At 67.7% G+C, this 14,483-nt stretch carries 15 protein-coding genes; 5 read left to right on the forward strand and 10 right to left on the reverse strand.

Features of this window, described 5'->3' with window-relative positions; all coding sequences use genetic code 11:
• The first annotated feature begins 109 nt into the window (after nucleotides 1-109).
• Nucleotides 110-1,051 (forward strand): tRNA (guanosine(46)-N7)-methyltransferase TrmB, encoded by a 942-nt coding sequence (gene trmB / locus MARKY_RS00105; protein WP_013702840.1) that lies wholly within the window; start codon nucleotides 110-112, stop codon nucleotides 1,049-1,051.
• Nucleotides 1,052-1,107: 56 nt separating this feature from the next.
• Here trmB and MARKY_RS00110 read toward each other — a convergent pair whose 3' ends face one another.
• The 4 genes from MARKY_RS00110 to menC form a co-directional block, all read right to left on the reverse strand.
• Nucleotides 1,108-2,121 carry an ABC transporter permease gene (locus MARKY_RS00110; protein ID WP_013702841.1) on the reverse strand — a complete coding sequence of 338 codons (1,014 nt, stop codon included), beginning with the start codon at nucleotides 2,119-2,121 and terminating at the stop codon, nucleotides 1,108-1,110.
• Between the two features lie 15 nt (nucleotides 2,122-2,136).
• Nucleotides 2,137-3,162 (reverse strand): ABC transporter permease, encoded by a 1,026-nt coding sequence (locus MARKY_RS00115; RefSeq protein ID WP_013702842.1) that lies wholly within the window; start codon nucleotides 3,160-3,162, stop codon nucleotides 2,137-2,139.
• A 71-nt stretch (nucleotides 3,163-3,233) separates the two neighbouring features.
• Nucleotides 3,234-4,997, reverse strand: coding sequence for an ABC transporter substrate-binding protein (locus MARKY_RS00120; RefSeq protein ID WP_013702843.1), 1,764 nt, complete (start codon nucleotides 4,995-4,997; stop codon nucleotides 3,234-3,236).
• Between the two features lie 200 nt (nucleotides 4,998-5,197).
• Nucleotides 5,198-6,304 carry an o-succinylbenzoate synthase gene (menC, locus tag MARKY_RS00125; protein ID WP_013702844.1) on the reverse strand — a complete coding sequence of 369 codons (1,107 nt, stop codon included), beginning with the start codon at nucleotides 6,302-6,304 and terminating at the stop codon, nucleotides 5,198-5,200.
• Between the two features lie 127 nt (nucleotides 6,305-6,431).
• On the opposite strand from menC, the gene MARKY_RS00130 reads away from it, so the two are divergent.
• Nucleotides 6,432-7,193 carry a 3-hydroxybutyrate dehydrogenase gene (locus MARKY_RS00130; protein ID WP_013702845.1) on the forward strand — a complete coding sequence of 254 codons (762 nt, stop codon included), beginning with the start codon at nucleotides 6,432-6,434 and terminating at the stop codon, nucleotides 7,191-7,193.
• A gap of 48 nt (nucleotides 7,194-7,241) precedes the next feature.
• On the opposite strand, the gene MARKY_RS00135 is transcribed toward MARKY_RS00130, so the two are convergent.
• Entirely contained in the window at nucleotides 7,242-7,715 is a 474-nt protein-coding gene (locus MARKY_RS00135) for an Hsp20/alpha crystallin family protein (protein WP_013702846.1), read from the reverse strand.
• Between the two features lie 124 nt (nucleotides 7,716-7,839).
• Here MARKY_RS00135 and MARKY_RS00140 point away from each other — a divergent pair, with 124 nt between their 5' ends.
• Both MARKY_RS00140 and MARKY_RS00145 read left to right on the forward strand, forming a co-directional pair.
• On the forward strand, nucleotides 7,840-8,562 hold the full coding sequence (locus MARKY_RS00140; RefSeq protein ID WP_013702847.1) for a sulfurtransferase: 723 nt from the start codon (nucleotides 7,840-7,842) through the stop codon (nucleotides 8,560-8,562).
• Between the two features lie 9 nt (nucleotides 8,563-8,571).
• A complete protein-coding gene (locus MARKY_RS00145) occupies nucleotides 8,572-9,201 on the forward strand; it encodes an MBL fold metallo-hydrolase (protein WP_013702848.1) in 630 nt (209 codons plus the stop codon).
• Here MARKY_RS00145 and MARKY_RS00150 read toward each other — a convergent pair.
• The 3 genes from MARKY_RS00150 to rpmB form a co-directional block, all read right to left on the reverse strand.
• The gene (locus MARKY_RS00150) at nucleotides 9,198-10,295 is read right to left on the reverse strand and encodes an AI-2E family transporter (RefSeq protein WP_041657727.1); all 1,098 of its coding nucleotides are present in this window, start codon (nucleotides 10,293-10,295) and stop codon (nucleotides 9,198-9,200) included. The genes MARKY_RS00145 and MARKY_RS00150 overlap by 4 nt on opposite strands.
• A gap of 4 nt (nucleotides 10,296-10,299) precedes the next feature.
• Entirely contained in the window at nucleotides 10,300-11,013 is a 714-nt protein-coding gene (locus tag MARKY_RS00155) for a M23 family metallopeptidase (RefSeq protein WP_013702850.1), read from the reverse strand.
• 164 nt (nucleotides 11,014-11,177) lie between these two features.
• Nucleotides 11,178-11,477, reverse strand: coding sequence for a 50S ribosomal protein L28 (gene rpmB / locus MARKY_RS00160; RefSeq protein ID WP_013702851.1), 300 nt, complete (start codon nucleotides 11,475-11,477; stop codon nucleotides 11,178-11,180).
• 105 nt (nucleotides 11,478-11,582) lie between these two features.
• On the opposite strand from rpmB, the gene lspA reads away from it, so the two are divergent.
• Entirely contained in the window at nucleotides 11,583-12,017 is a 435-nt protein-coding gene (gene lspA, locus MARKY_RS00165; protein ID WP_013702852.1) for a signal peptidase II, read from the forward strand.
• Between the two features lie 31 nt (nucleotides 12,018-12,048).
• Here lspA and MARKY_RS00170 read toward each other — a convergent pair whose 3' ends face one another.
• Nucleotides 12,049-13,197 (reverse strand): pyridoxal phosphate-dependent aminotransferase, encoded by a 1,149-nt coding sequence (locus MARKY_RS00170; RefSeq protein ID WP_013702853.1) that lies wholly within the window; start codon nucleotides 13,195-13,197, stop codon nucleotides 12,049-12,051.
• 22 nt (nucleotides 13,198-13,219) lie between these two features.
• Entirely contained in the window at nucleotides 13,220-14,449 is a 1,230-nt protein-coding gene (locus MARKY_RS00175; RefSeq protein WP_013702854.1) for an N-6 DNA methylase family protein, read from the reverse strand.
• Nucleotides 14,450-14,483 lie beyond the last annotated feature (34 nt).

A 14,483-nucleotide genomic window follows, 5' to 3' on the forward strand; every position in this document is an offset into this window, starting at 1 on the left:
CGGAGTGGGTTTATGAACGGGACCGCGTTTACTATACATCATATATCCGTGGAGCCTTGCGGGAGGTGCGTGTGCCCCTCGCAGGGTTCTGGTATAACCTGTAGGGGTTATGCTGATTCGCCTTTCGGCCGTAGATCTGCCCACACCGCCGGACCGCCTGTTCGGGCGGGAAGGCCCCTTGGTCCTCGAGGTGGGGTTCGGGGACGGGCGTTTTCTCGCGATGCTTGCCCGAGCGCATCCCGAGTGGAACCTGCTCGGGGTTGAGGTCTCCGCGGCCTCCGTGGCCCGCGCGCGCAAGCGGCTCCTCAAGGAGAGGGTCGCGCACGCCCGGCTGTACCTGGGGCACGCGCGGTTCGTGGTGCGGAACCTGATTCCGCCCAAGAGCCTCCACCGGGTGTACGTGAACTTCCCTGACCCCTGGCCCAAAAAACGCCACCAGCACAAGCGGCTCCTGCAAGCACCGTTTTTCCGGTTGCTCTCCACCCGCCTCGCGGACGGGGGGGCGCTGTTGTTTACCACCGACCACGAGGAATACTTCACGTTCGCCCTGGAGGAAGCAAAGCGCACGGGCCTCTACCGCGTGGAGGTAGGCCCCCCGCCCCCCGAGGCCCTAAAGACCAAGTACGCCCTGAAATGGCAGGAGCAGCAGAAACCGATCTTCCACGCCGCCTTCCACAAGGCGGGGGAGGACGCCGGAGCCTACCCCCCGATCGAGAGGTATACGGAGATGCCGCACGCGCTTTTAGAAGGAACCCTACCGGAGATCGAGCGCTTTGCGAAACAGGTGCACGCTTTCGAAGGCGGGCACGTGATCGTGCTCGAGGCCTACCGCGACCTGGAAGGTCCGGGCTTGATCTTCTTGGCCCGGGTGGAGGAGGCCGACCTGGTGCAGGAGGTTCTCGTCGAGGCCCGGCCGAGCGCCAAAGGGGTGTTCGTGGGGCTTAAGGGGTTCGGCGCACCGCTCGTCACCCGGGGGGTGAAGGAAGCCGTCCGCTGGGTGACGGCCTGGCTCGAGGCCCGGGGCTTGAGGGCGCGCCAGCGTTCGTACTGATCGCGTGAAAACCATACGGGCGGGGCCAAGCCCCGCCCGCGATGTGTAGGCTGGGGTTAGCTGCGCGGGTCCAGCGCGTCGCGCACCGCGTCGCCCAGGAGGTTCCACCCCAGGACGAAGAGCACGATTACCAGGCCCGGCCAGAAGGAGACGTACCAGTACGCGAAGGGCTGGCCGGGCGGGCCTTGGATCCACCCGCGGGCGAAGTTGATCATCTGGCCCCAGTCGGCGTACCCGACGTCCGCGCCGAGGCCGAGGAAGCTGAGGGCGGCCGCGGTGAGGACTACCGCGCCGATGTCCAGGCTGGCCACGATGATCAAGGGCCCGATCGAGTTGGGAAGGACGTGCTTGAAGAAGATGCGCATGGGGCCGGCGCCGAGCGCGTGGGCGGCGTCCACGAAGTCGAGGGCTTTGGTCTTGAGGATGTCGCCGCGCAGGATGCGGGCGTAGGTGGGCCAGCCCACGAGGGCGATCGCGATCATGATGTTGGTGAGGCTGCGGCCCATGACGGAGACGATGACCATCGCGAGGACCAGGTTGGGGAAGGCGAAGATCACGTCGGTGAAGCGCATGAGCAGGGTGTCCACGCGCCCGCCGAAGAAGCCTGCGAGCCCTCCGACGAGGATGCCGATCCCCAGGCTGATCGCGGTGACCAGCACCCCGATGTAGAACGCGGTGCGCGTCCCCCAGACCACGCCGTAAAGGATGTCGTACCCGCCGCCGGACACGCCGAGGGGGTACTTGGCGGAGGGGGGCTTGGGCACCGGGGAGTAGCCCGCCCGGGGGATGGTGTAGCACGACTCGGGCGGCGCGACGATCGCCTTCCAGAAGTGGCCGGACAGGGGGTTCCGGAGCTCGGTGACCGCCTCCTGTCGGCTCAAGCCTAGGTCGCGTAAGCAGGCGCGCCCCATCCGGTCCGCGGTGATCACGGGCGCGAAGATGGCGATGAGGACGTAGACGACCAGGATGCTCGCCCCCACGAGGGCCAAGGGGTTGCGCCGGAACCGCTTGAAGACCTTGGACTGGTACCAGCGTTCACGCTTTCCTTTAGTGGTTTGTGCTTGCTGCATGGAAACCCCCCGCGCTTAGTCGTAGCGGATCCGCGGGTCCACCACGGCGTACAGGATGTCCACCAGGATGTTCGCCAACACCACGATGACCGCCGTGAGCATCGCGAAGCCCAGCACGGCCGGGACGTCGAGCTGCACGGCGGCCTGGGCGGCCCACTGGCCGATCCCCGGGTAGTTGAAGATCGTCTCGGTGACGACCACCCCGTTGAGGAGGAAGGCGAACATCAGGCCGGCAAGGGTGATGACCGGGATGAGCGCGTTGCGCCGCGCGTGCTTGAGGTTCACCACCCGCTCCGAAAGCCCTTTGGCGCGCGCGGTGCGCACGTAGTCCTTGCCGAGCTCGTCCAGGAGGCTCGAGCGCATTACCCGCATGATCTGCGCGCCGGAGACCACGGTCAGGGTGAGGACCGGCATGACGAGGTGCATCAGGGCGTCCCAGAAGATGTCGAGCCGGCCGTTCAGGAGGGCATCGAGGGTCATGAGGCCGGTGTACTGGGTGAACCCGCCGGCGGCGAGTTCGATGAGGTACTCGTTGGAGAGACGCCCGATGCCGAACAGGCCCAGGCCGCCGTAGACCCAGGCGAGGAGCCAGATGCCGAACACGAAGGTGGGCAAGGACCAGCCCATGATGGCTAGGATGCGCACGAGCTGGTCAATCAGCTTGTCCCGGTTCACCGCGGCGAGCGTGCCGAGCCAGATGCCGAACCCCACGATGGGGAAGAAGGCGTACAGGGCCAGCTCGGCACTCACCGGGAGGCGTTTTTTGATGGTGGTGAGTACCGGCTCCTTGGAGGAGGTGGAGAAGCCCAGGTTGCCCTGGAGCACCTGCTTGAGCCAGGTCGTGTACTGGACGACGAAGTTTTCGTCTAGGTTGTACTGCTCGATTATCTGATCGATGTTTTGTAGCTGCTGTTCTGAACGCACAAACGCAGCGGCCCGCTGGGCAGGCGTGAGGAGCTGCAACAACCCCACGATGATCAAGGAGACCGCGAAGAGAACGAAGGGCAGTTGCAGCAACCGGCGAACCAGAAATCCTAGCACGGCCAGAACCTCCAAAACACAGGTTTCGGGGAGGTGCGCTCTTGGCGCACCCCCCCAGCATACATCAAGGGCTACTTCTTAACGATGTGCTTCCACAGGAAGCGGCCGCTGTACATCGGGTTGTAGTAGACGCCCTCGATGTTGTCCCGCGTCACGATGAACGGCGAGGGGACGGGGATGGTCACGTACGGCACGAGCTCGTAGCCCAGCTGCCCGATCCGGCTGTAGAGCTCGGCGCGTTTCTCGGGATCGATGGTGGTGCGGGCTTCTTCGACGAGCGCGTCCATCTCGGGGTTGGAGAAGCTGTTGCGGCTCGCGAAGAACCCGTTGGTGTGGAAGAAGGTGTAGATGAAGTTATCCGGGTCGGCGTAGTCCGCACCCCAGCCCAGGATCGCGATGGGCAGCTGCTTGTCGCGGCTCTTCGAGAGGAAGTCCGGCCACTGCAGGCCCACCACGTTCACCTTGAACTTGGGGTTCAGGGCCTCGATGTTGGCCTTGATCATCTCAGCCACGGTCTGGCGGATGGTGTTGCCGGTGTTGTAGGCGATGGTGAGCTCGAAGCCCTTCTCCCAGACCTGGCCGCCCCAGGCCTTGCGGAGGTGCTCCTCGGCCTTATCCAGATCGAGGTTGTAGATCGGGAGCTCCTCGTCGTACCCCAGGAAGGACGGCGGCAGGGGCATGGTGAGCTTCACGGCCTTGCCGAGGAAGAGCTCGTCCACCAGGGCGTCCTGGTCGATGGCGTAGGCGAATCCCTTACGCACGTCTGGGTCGGTGAAGAAGTCCGGGGGGATCCCCTTGCCGTCCAGCTTGCCGGAGCCGATCAAGGGGTTGTCCTGCCCCGAGATGTTGAAGTTGAACTGCACCGCGGTCGCCGCAGCCGGAGCCCAGGCGGGGTCCTCCCAGACCTTCACGCCGGGAATGCCGCGGATCTGGGTCTCGAGGACCGCCCGGTCGTTCACGGTGATGCGGTCCGCGTCCCCCTGGCGCAGGGCCTCGATGCGGGCGGACTCCTCGTCCACGACGCTGACGAGCACGTTCTTGATCTGGGGTTTCTCACCCCAGTAGTCCTCGAAGCGCTCGGCGACGACGTCCTTGCCGTCCCACTTCACGAGCCGGTACGCGCCGGTGCCGCTTGCGGCGGTGTGGAGGTCGAACTGACGGAGGTCCACGCCGATCCAGTCGCGCCAGTCGGCTTTCGTCCCGCTCCAAGCCCCGTGCTCGATGGCCCACTTGCTGTCCACGATGCTGGCCGCGGTGTACATCATCTTCGCGAAGAAGGCCGGGTCGGGCGCGACCAGGTTGAACTGGACGGTGTAGTCATCCAAGCACTCGACGGCGTTGTCGATCTTCTCCCAGAAGGCGTCGTACTCCGCGTCCGAGGCGTCCTCGCCCAGCACGTCCTTGGCGTTGCCCGAGACGCCCAGGAGGGACTCCGCGTAGAACCAGCCCGCCGAGTCCGCCGGGTTCGTCACGAGCAGGCGCTCGATCGAGTACTCCACGTCGCGGCAGGTGAACTCGTTGCCGCTGTGGAACTTGACCCCTTTGCGGAGTGTGTAGGTGTAGGTCTTCCCGTCCTCGGAGACCTCGTAAGAGGTCGCGAGGAGCGGCTCGTACTCGGTGAGGCTGCCCTTCTTGTAGGTGTACAGCGTCTCGTAGATGTTCTCCAGGATGTAGCCCGAGGCCGTGTCATAGGCCTGCGCGGGGTCTAGGGTGTCCACGTTCCCGAAGGTGAGGTGGACGAAGGTGTCCGAGTCGCTCGCGGCGAACGCCCCACCCAAGGCCAGCCCTGCGACGGCCAGGGGGGTGAGGAACCGCTTTACGCTGGCTTGTTTCAAGACACTCCCTCCTTTCAACGAAATGCTCCTACATTCTATAGGGCCGGACCCGCCTCGACTACCGAGGCAGTGTTCGTGCTTTTGGCCCAAGTAGAAAAATACGCTATGAAGGGGATTTTGTCACGTGGGTCCCCACACACACCGCTATGCACCGGATTGCATGGATTATGCGCCCCTGCCGGTACGCGCGCAAACGCGGATCACGAGCGCACGCGCCGCACCTCGAGGGCCCGCTTTCGGATCCAGTCGCGGCGCAGCGTCACCCCGATCCCCGGCCCTTCCGGCACGGGCATCCACCCTTCCCGCGCCTCCAGCGCCTCCTCCACGATGTCCTCCGCCCAGTACCGGCTTGCGGAGCTGGTGTCCCCGGGGTGGGTGAAGTTCGCGAGGGTCGCGAGGTGGATGTTGTGCGCCCGGCCCACGCCCGCCTCGAGCATCCCCCCGCACCAGACCGGGGCGCTCCAGGCCGCGGCCACGTCGTGCACCTTGCGGGCCTCCAGGTGCCCCCCCACGCGTCCTACCTTCAGGTTGATCACGCGCCCCGCCCCGAGCTCGAGGGCCTTGCGCGCTTCAGTGGCGGAGGTGATGGATTCGTCCAGGCAGAGGGGCGTGGTGAGGGCTTGCTGGAGCTTCGCGTGGTCCACCAGGTCGTCGTAGGCCAGGGGCTGCTCGATGTAGTCCAGGGCGTACCGGTCCAGCTCGCGGAAGACCGGGAGGTCCGCGAGGGTGTAGGCGGAGTTCGCGTCCACCGTGAGGCGCGCGGTGGGGAAGCGCTCGCGGACCGCGGCCACCACCTGCACGTCCCAGCCGGGCTTGATCTTGAGTTTGATCCGCTGGTACCCCTCCGCCAGGTGGCGTTCTACCAGGTCCAGGGTGGCCTCGAGGGAGGGCTGGATGCCGAGGGAGACCCCTACCGGCACCTCGCGGCGAACCCCGCCGAGGAGCTGGTAGAGGGGGAACCCCAGGCTCTTGGCCCACAGGTCCCAGAAAGCCATCTCCACCACGGCCTTGGCCATGCGGTTCCCGCGGAAGGGGGCAAGGGCTTGGACGAGCTGGTCCGGGTTTTCCCAGTCCTTGCCCAGCACCGCGGGGAGCAACGCCGTCTCCAGAAGGTGCAGCGCGCCCGCGAGGGTCTCCTCGCGGTAAGCGGGCAGGACCTCCATCACGCCCTCGCTGTACCCTTCCAGTCCTTCCCCTGAGAGTATGAGGAGGAGGAGGGTGCGTTCGGTCTGGGTGCCGAACGAGGTCTCGAAGCGGAACTTGAGGGGCAGGCGGACAAGGTAGAGCTCAGCGTGCTCGAGTTTCACGGGACACCTCCTTGGGGGCGCGTCGGCCCGGACCGGGTGGGCGCGTGGCGGTAGGCCCGGCGCGGGCCGCGCGGGGTTTCGAACTATTCTAGCCCCGCGGGGCTTTAGGGGGCTTTAGAATGACGGCATGGAGCTAAAGGATAAGGTGGCGCTGGTCACCGGGGCGGGCTCGGGCATTGGGCGGGCGATTGCGGAGGTGTTTGCGCGCGAGGGCGCATATGTGATCGTGCACGACCTCAAGCCCGAGGCCCGGGCGGTGGCCGAAGCCGTGGGGGGCGCGTTCGTGCGGGCGGACCTCGGGGAAATGGATGCGGTGCGGCGCCTTGCGGAGGAGGCGCTCGAGGTGCGGGGCCGGGTGGACGTCCTGGTGAACAACGCCGGCTTCCAGCACGTCGCGCCGGTGGAGGATTTTCCCGAGGAGGTCTGGGTACGGATGCTCCAGGTGATGCTGACCGCGCCGTTTCAGCTCACGAAGTACCTGCTACCCGGGATGAAGGCGCGGGGCTGGGGGCGGATCCTCAACATCGCCAGCGTACACGGCCTGGTCGCGAGCCCCTACAAGGCCGCGTACATTGCGGCCAAGCACGGGCTGGTGGGGTTCACGAAGACCGTGGCGCACGAGGTGGGGCGGTACGGCATCACGGTGAACGCGATCTGCCCCGCGTACGTGCGCACGCCGCTGGTGGAGGGGCAGATCGCCGAGCAGGCCCGGATCCACGGGATCGCGCCGGAGGAGGTGGTGGAGCGGGTCATGCTGGAGTTCGCGGCGATCAAGCGCCTGATCGAACCGGAGGAGGTCGCGGAGCTCGCGGTCTTTTTGGCCTCGGAGCGGGGGCGTTCGGTCACGGGGAGCGCCTTGACGTTGGACGTGGGCTGGACCGCGCGTTAAACGCGCGCCCCCGGCGGGATGCCCCGCCGGGGGTGGGGTGCGCGGAGGTTACTGGCTGACCTGGATCGGGACCCGTTTGGCCCGCGCTTCGGCTACCTTCGGCAGGGTGAGCTTCAGGATGCCGTTCTTGAACTCGGCCTTCGCCTCGTCGGCGTTGATCTCAACCGGCAGGGTGAAGGCCCGAGCGAAGGAGCCGTGCGCGAGCTCTTGCAGGTAGTACCGGCGGACGCTCGCGTCCGAGGCTGGGCCGGCCTCCCCGCGGATCATGAGCTTGTTGCCCTCGATGCTGACCTCGATGTCGTCCGGGTTGATGCCGGGCACCGCCATCTCCAGGATCAACGCCTCGTCGGTCTCGTAGAGGTCGGCCGGCGCGGCGTAGCCGGCCAGGGTGCCCGCCCGCATGGGTTCACCGAAGGCCTCGTCGAAGAGGCGGTTGACCTCGTCGATCAGGTTGAACGGGTCCCAGGTGCGGAAGGGCGTGAGTTCGGTCGGACGGCTCAGGTTCCGTTTGACCAGTGCCATCCGCATCACCTCCTCAGTTAGCACATATATCATATGAGTCTATCTTTGTCAAGTATCTTGCCTTATGGCGCCGCGATGGCGAATATAACGCGCTCCACGCCCGCCCCACCCCGCTTCCTGTACAATGCGGGGCATGATCACCCGCGAGCCGCCCGAGAACGCACGGTTCATCGACACGCGGCCCGAACCCGACTACCTGGCCGGCCACCTACCGGCGGCCCACCGCCTCGACCTGAGCGCCCCCCGCTTCCGGCTGCGCACCCCCGAAGAGCTCGCCTCCTTCGAGCAAGGCCTCGCCGAGCTCAACGGCGCGCTAGGCCTCGAGCCGGGCACGCCGGTCGTCTGTTACGACGAGGGGCTTACCGCCCGCCTGGCCCGCACCGCCTTCTTCCTAGCGCTGGCCGGGAACGAGGTCTACCTCTGGACCGAAGGCTGGCGCGACCAGGCCCGCGAGCTCGGAAAACTCGAGCCCACCCCCACCCGCCCCTGGGCCCGCTTCCGCCGTGAACTCCTCCTCACCGCGGACGAGGCCCTCGCCCACCCCAAACTCTTCGACGTGCGTTCCGCTGAGGAGTACCGGGGGTTCGTCCACCCCCCCTGCTGCCCCCGCGGCGGCCGCATCCCCGGCGCGCGGCACGCCCCCCTCGAGCACTTCTTCGAGCCCGAAGGGCTCCTCGAGCACCTCGAGGTACGGCCAGGGGAGGAGGTCGGCGTGTACTGCCACTCCGGGGCTCGCAGCGCCGTCGCCTTTTGGGTGCTGCGCGGCCTCGGGGTACAGGCCCGCAACTACCTCGGCAGCATGCACGAGTGGAGTCGGGAGGAGGACCTCCCGCTGGACGTGGGTTAGGAGGCGCGCATGCGCATCGAACGCGTGACCGTAGGCCCCCTCCAGGAGAACACCTACCTCCTCGCGGACCCCGAGGGGCGCGGGGTGATCATCGACCCCGGCGCCGAGCCCGAACGCATCCTCGAGGCCGTTCGGGCCGGACGCTTCCAGCCCGAGGCCATCCTCCTCACCCACGCGCACTTCGACCACGTGGGCGCGGTCGCTCCCCTCGTTGAGGCGTTGGACCTCCCCGTCTACCTGCACGAGGCCGACCTCCCCCTCTACCAGAACGCCCCGGCCATCGCGGCGCAATGGGGAATCGCCCTGCCCCCGCCCCCGCCCCCCACGGGCTTTCTCCAGGAGGGGCAGGTCCTCGAGCACGGCCCCCGCCTCGAGGTCCTCTACCTCCCCGGGCACAGCCCGGGCCACGTGGCCTTCTACCAGCCGGAGGCCGGCCTAGTGTTCTCGGGCGATGTGCTGTTCCGCGGCTCGATCGGCCGCTACGACCTGCCCGGGGCGAGCTACGAGGCCCTGATGCGCTCGCTCGCCGAGCTCCTCACCCTCCCGCCCCCCACCCGCGTGTACCCCGGGCACGGCCCCGAGACCACCCTCCTCCACGAGGCCCAAACGAACCCGTTCCTGCTCGAGCAGGGGCGCTAACCGTTCTCGTACCAGCGGCTGTTCAGGTAGTACTCGCTGAAGATCACCTTGAGGAAGGCCGCGAAGGGCACGGCCAGCACAGCGCCCCACAACCCGAAGAGGGTCGCCCCGGCGAGGATCGCCAGGATCACCGTGACCGGGTGGAGCTGCGTGGCGCGCGAGAGGATCAAGGGAGAGAAGAGGTGCGCCTCGAGCTGGTTCGCGAGGATGAAGACCACGAGGGTCCCCACGACCGCGACCCCGCCCTGGGGGAGGGCCAAAAGCAGCGCCGGGATGATGGAGACGATCACCCCGAGGTACGGGACCAGGTTGAACACCCCCGCGATGAACCCCAGCGCGGCGGCGAGCGGCACGCCCAGGAAGAACAGGCCCAACCCCACCACCGTACCCACGAGGGCCGCGATCAACAGCTGCCCCCGCACATACCCCCCCACCGCGTGGTCCAGCTTGGCGGCCAGGTCCTGGATGAGGGGCTGGTACGGCCTGGGAAACACCTGAATCAAGCTCTGCCCGATGCGGGGAAAATCCAAAAGCATGTACGCGGTAAGCACAAAAACGATAAAGAGCTGGAACAAGCCGCCCACGATCCCCGCCAACCCCTGGATGAGGCTGCCCCCTGTGCCCAAGAGGGTGCGCAGCCACTCCAACAGGGTGTTCGCGAACCCCTCCAACAGAGCTTGCAGGCTGGCCGAGGCGCCTTGAAGCACGCGCTCGAGCTCGGGCGGCACCTCGAACCGCGTGATGCGGTCCGGCAGCCCCTCGACCCACTGCACCAAAGGCGCGACCAGGGCCGGCAGGTCCCGCGCGAAGCGGGAGAGCTGCCCCACCACCTCCGCCACGAGCACCGAGGCGAACCCCAGGAAAAGGAAGAGCAGCGCGTACGCCACGACCACGCCCAGCACACGGCGCACGCGGAAGCGCTCGAGCCAGCACACCAGGGGGTTGGCGAGGTACGCGAGGACGTAGGCCACCACGAACGCCGTCCAGACGCTCTGAGCGCGCGCGAGGAGCTGGTAGAGGGCCCACACCCCAAGCAAGGCCGCGAGCACGCGCACGTACGGGTTGGCCCAGACCTGCTGGAAAGCGTCCCGCATGGGTTTAGGGTACCGCAAACAAGCGGGCGGCCTCCTCCAGGATCGCTTCGGGCTCGAGACCTTCGCCCAGATAGCTTCCGGTGTCCACCCCGCCCGTCCACACCTCGAAGAGCAGGCGTGCGCCGCTCGTGCGCCCCTCCACGGCCAGAGAGGTGCCGCTGTTGCCCACGTACCCGATCCACTGGCCCTTGTGCACCACCGTTCCCTCCCGGAGGTTCGGGGCGAGGCCCGCGAGGTGGCCGTACACGGTGATCCGCCCGTCCGGGTGCCGGATCCAGACCTCCCGGCCCCGCAGGGCGTCCATCTGCTCGGGGCTCGCGCCCTCCGCGACCGCTTGGAGCAGTTCGGCGAACGCCTCGGGGGAAAGCTCGGTGTAGGCTTGTTCGGCCTTGATCACGGTGCCGCCGGCCGCGGCCACCACGCCCGTCCCGTACGGAACGGGAACACACGCGTCCCCCTCGGTGAAGATGAACCCGTAGCTCACGCCGTTGCGGTACGGTCGCAGCGCGCCGGGCAGGTGGTCGGGGTTCTTGGGGAGGCACGCGCCGGGCAGGGGCAGGGTGTACCCTCCGGGGCCGCGCGCGCGGTCCGTCTCGAGGGCGACCAGTTCCCCGCGGAGCGCGTGCAACGTGCGGCGGTCCTGCTGCCAGGCCAGCGTGACCACCAGGGCGTAGAGCGCGGTCAGTAACAGTACGTACCAGCCGGGCTTGAGCCGCATCAACTCATTCTAAGCAAATCCACCTTTCGGGTACTCCGCCGGAGGCCTTGCCCGTCGCCGCCCGGCTCACCCAAGGTTCGGGGAGGGGGACGGTCGCACGTTCCGCTGCACACCCAAAAAGAGAACGCGCCCCGAAGGGCGCGCGGGTGGAAGGCCGAGGGCCTTCACTTCAGGAGCTGCAGGAGGCGGGCCTTGAGCTTCTTGTCGGAGAGGCCGCGGGTGTCCATGCCTTTGGCCCGCTCGGCGAGCTCGTACACCTTGTGGATGTGCGAGGCGCTCACGCGGAAGGTGAGGGTGCGGTCCCCGATCTTGACCCGGACCTTTTGCAGGTTGGGGAGCTGCCGGCGCTTGGAGATGCCGGTGATCTTCTTACCCACCCCGCCTTCGCGCTTGGCCTTACCGCGCCGGGTGATCTTGTTGGCCACGACCGGCCGCTTTCCGCTGATTTCACATACCTTCGACATCACGCCCTCCATGCAAGGCCAGGCGGCCCCAATAGGCCAGCCCCTGGCCGAAGCCAGCGTCCGCCAGTTTAACATATCCAAAGCAAGGAATGCTAGACTCGCTGCATGCCGGTAGTGCTGGTGCCCCTGTTGATCGTCCTCGACCAAACCCTGAAGCTATGGGCCCTGGAGCACCTCGACGCGATCCCTGACCCCTTCCTGCCGGGGCTGTACCTCACCCTGGTGCGCAACACGGGGATGGCTTTTGGCCTCCTGCCCGGCCAGGCCGGGGTGCTGGCCTGGGTGAGCCTCGCGGTCGGTGGGGGGCTCCTCGTGTACCTGGCCCGCGCCCGGCCGGGGGGGCTGCGCGAAACGGCCCTTTCCCTGCTCGCGGCCGGCGCGCTCGGCAACGCGATCGACCGGATCGGCCGGGGCTGGGTGGTGGATTACCTGGACATCGGCCCCGGCCTCTGGCCGGTCTTTAACCTAGCGGACGTCTGCGTGGTGCTGGGCGTCCTCCTCCTGCTCTTGCCTAGCCGCCGGCGGCCGCGGGCCTTCTAAGCACCCACCGCGGCGCGAGCGCTTTGGGGGCTTAGCCTAGGGCCTCGAGGCGCTCCAGGGCGGCCTGGATGTTCTCGGTGCTGGTCGCGTACGAGAAGCGCACGTGGCGAGGCGCGGCAAAATCGGTTCCTGGCACCACCGCGACCCGGGCCGCCTCCAGCAGGCGCTCGGCGGCCTTGACCTCGTCCAGGTCGATGCGGGACACGTCCGCCATCACGTAGAACGCCCCCTGGGGCTTGGGGGTGGGGAAGCCCAGGCGGTTCAGCCCCTCCACGATCAGCTCGCGCCGCGCGCGGAAGGTCTCGCGCGCCCTTTGGATGAAGGCTTGGGTTGCGGGGTTCGTGAGGGCCTCGAGGGTCGCCCACTGGGCGATGGAGGTGGCGTGCGTCGTGATTTGCCCCTGAACCTTGATCGCGGCCTGGATCACGGCCTTGGGGCCCGCGGCGTACCCCACGCGCCACCCGGTCATGGCGAAGGCCTTGGCCGCGCCGTTCACGGTGATGGTGTGCTCGGGCGCGAGCTGGCCGGGGGAGAAGTGCGTGCCCTCGTAGATCAGGTGCTCGTAGATCTCGTCCGAGATCAGGTAGAACCCGCGCTCCATGGCGAGGCGGGCCAGAGCCTCCAGCACCTCGCGCGGGTAGACCGCTCCGGTGGGGTTGTTGGGGGAGTTCACCACCAGGGCCTTGGTGCGCGGCGTGACCTTGGCCCGCACCGCGTCCGGGTCGGGGATGAACCCCGCCTCGGGCGCGGTAGGCACCACGACCGGCACCCCGCCCGCGAGCTCGATCTGGGCGGGGTAGGTCACCCAGTACGGCGCGATCAGGATCACCTCGTCCCCGGGGTCGATGAGGGCCTGGAAGATGTTGTAGAGCGCGGCCTTCCCCCCGACCGTGACCATGGTCTCCTCAGGGCTCACCTCGAGGCCGTTCTCGCGCCGGAACTTCTCCGCGAGCGCCTCGCGCAGCTCAGGGATACCCGCAGGGGGTGTGTACTTCGTTTTGCCTTCGGCTAAGGCCCTACGCGCGGCTTCCTTGATGTGCTCGGGGGTGTCGAAGTCCGGCTCGCCCGCGGTCATCGCGATGACATCCACCCCCCGGCGGCGCAGCTCGAGGGCTTTGGCGTTCACCGCTACCGTAGCCGACGGTTTGAGGCGCGTGACGCGTTCGGACAGACCCTTCATGAGGGGATTATACCCTGCAGAATTATGCACCCGTGCCGACAGGAGCGAGGAGGGCCGGCACCGCGAAGCGCTCGGGAAGAGGAAGCCGGCACAGCTGGTTTCGGTTCAGGTGCTTGGTCAGGTCGCGGTACAGCGTGGCCACGTACCGCTGCATCTCCGGGCTGTTCAGGTGCGCCGCGACCGCCTCGAGGTCCACGGGGTGCTTGGGCACCAGGTGGAGCTCCTCGCGCCACGGGTACCCCCGCGCGTCCACCGCCGCCACGATCGTGGCGCCGCGGGTCTTGGTGTGTCCCACGACGACGCGCGGCACGCGGTAGAAGGGCTTGAGCTCCCCCACCCGCTCCCGCTCCACCCACAACCCCGAGTGGTTCGTCTCGTAATCGATCCAGCTCCGCTTGAGGTTCCGCCCGGTCAGGACGGGCAGCCGACCGGGACCGGGATCGGGGTGCACGAACGGCCGGTCCCGAAACTCCGGGCTGCGCGCCGCGAAGCGCACCTCAAACACCGCGGCGAGCGGCACGGGGTTCGCTGCCTCGAAGGCCCGGGTCTCCGGGGTCTCGAACCGGATCCACTCCCCCCGGTAGTCCCGGCGCTCGAGCCAGAGCCGGCCCCCATCCCACAGGCGCAGCTCTCCCGGGCGGGCCTTGGTGAAGTGCAGCACCACCGCGGTCACGCGCACGCCGGGAAACGCGCGGCCCAGGTAGTGCACCTCGAGGGTGCCGTGCGCGGCGAGGAATTCCCGCAGGCGCTTGAACTCCTCGAGGATCATCCAGCTCGCGGGCACCACGTAGACGAGCTCCCCTTCGGGCTTGAGGAGGTTGACGGCGTGCTCGATGAACGCACCGTACACGTTGTACCGCCCGTACCAGGTCTGGAACTTCGCGCGGTAGGCGCGTTTCGCCTCGCGAAGCGCGTGCATCGCGTAATGGCCGGGTACCCCGATGATCCCGTAGGGGGGGTTTCCCAGGATGAGGTCGAAGCGCTCCGCTGGCTCCCAGAGCAGGAAATCCGCGTGCACGAGGCGCGCTCCTGGTACCGCAAACCCCCGGGCGCCTTCCGGGTCGAGCTCCACCCCCACGAGCTCCGCCACCGGACCGTACCGCTCCGCAAACGCCCTAAGGAACGGGGCGCTCGCGCAGGCTGGCTCGAGGACTCGCCAGTCGGGGGTGACGGGGCGGCGCACCAGGGAAAGCATGAACCGGACGAGCTCGTCCGGTGTGTAGACCGCGCCGAGGGAGCGTCTGCCCCGCATGGCCTCTAGTGTAGCGCAGCCTTCGGAGGGTGGG

The sequence above is a fragment of the Marinithermus hydrothermalis DSM 14884 genome, from assembly GCF_000195335.1.
Lineage (GTDB): Bacteria > Deinococcota > Deinococci > Deinococcales > Marinithermaceae > Marinithermus > Marinithermus hydrothermalis.

Bases quoted from the DNA above. Each gene is read 5' to 3' on its own strand.
- trmB (WP_013702840.1), top strand. From the start codon at position 110: ATGCTGATTCGCCTTTCGGCCGTAGATCTGCCCACACCGCCGGACCGC.
- MARKY_RS00110 (WP_013702841.1), bottom strand. From the start codon at position 2,121: ATGCAGCAAGCACAAACCACTAAAGGAAAGCGTGAACGCTGGTACCAG.
- MARKY_RS00130 (WP_013702845.1), top strand. From the start codon at position 6,432: ATGGAGCTAAAGGATAAGGTGGCGCTGGTCACCGGGGCGGGCTCGGGC.
- MARKY_RS00135 (WP_013702846.1), bottom strand. From the start codon at position 7,715: ATGGCACTGGTCAAACGGAACCTGAGCCGTCCGACCGAACTCACGCCC.
- MARKY_RS00140 (WP_013702847.1), top strand. From the start codon at position 7,840: ATGCGGGGCATGATCACCCGCGAGCCGCCCGAGAACGCACGGTTCATC.
- MARKY_RS00145 (WP_013702848.1), top strand. From the start codon at position 8,572: ATGCGCATCGAACGCGTGACCGTAGGCCCCCTCCAGGAGAACACCTAC.
- MARKY_RS00150 (WP_041657727.1), bottom strand. From the start codon at position 10,295: ATGCGGGACGCTTTCCAGCAGGTCTGGGCCAACCCGTACGTGCGCGTG.
- MARKY_RS00155 (WP_013702850.1), bottom strand. From the start codon at position 11,013: ATGCGGCTCAAGCCCGGCTGGTACGTACTGTTACTGACCGCGCTCTAC.
- rpmB (WP_013702851.1), bottom strand. From the start codon at position 11,477: ATGTCGAAGGTATGTGAAATCAGCGGAAAGCGGCCGGTCGTGGCCAAC.
- lspA (WP_013702852.1), top strand. From the start codon at position 11,583: ATGCCGGTAGTGCTGGTGCCCCTGTTGATCGTCCTCGACCAAACCCTG.
- MARKY_RS00170 (WP_013702853.1), bottom strand. From the start codon at position 13,197: ATGAAGGGTCTGTCCGAACGCGTCACGCGCCTCAAACCGTCGGCTACG.
- MARKY_RS00175 (WP_013702854.1), bottom strand. From the start codon at position 14,449: ATGCGGGGCAGACGCTCCCTCGGCGCGGTCTACACACCGGACGAGCTC.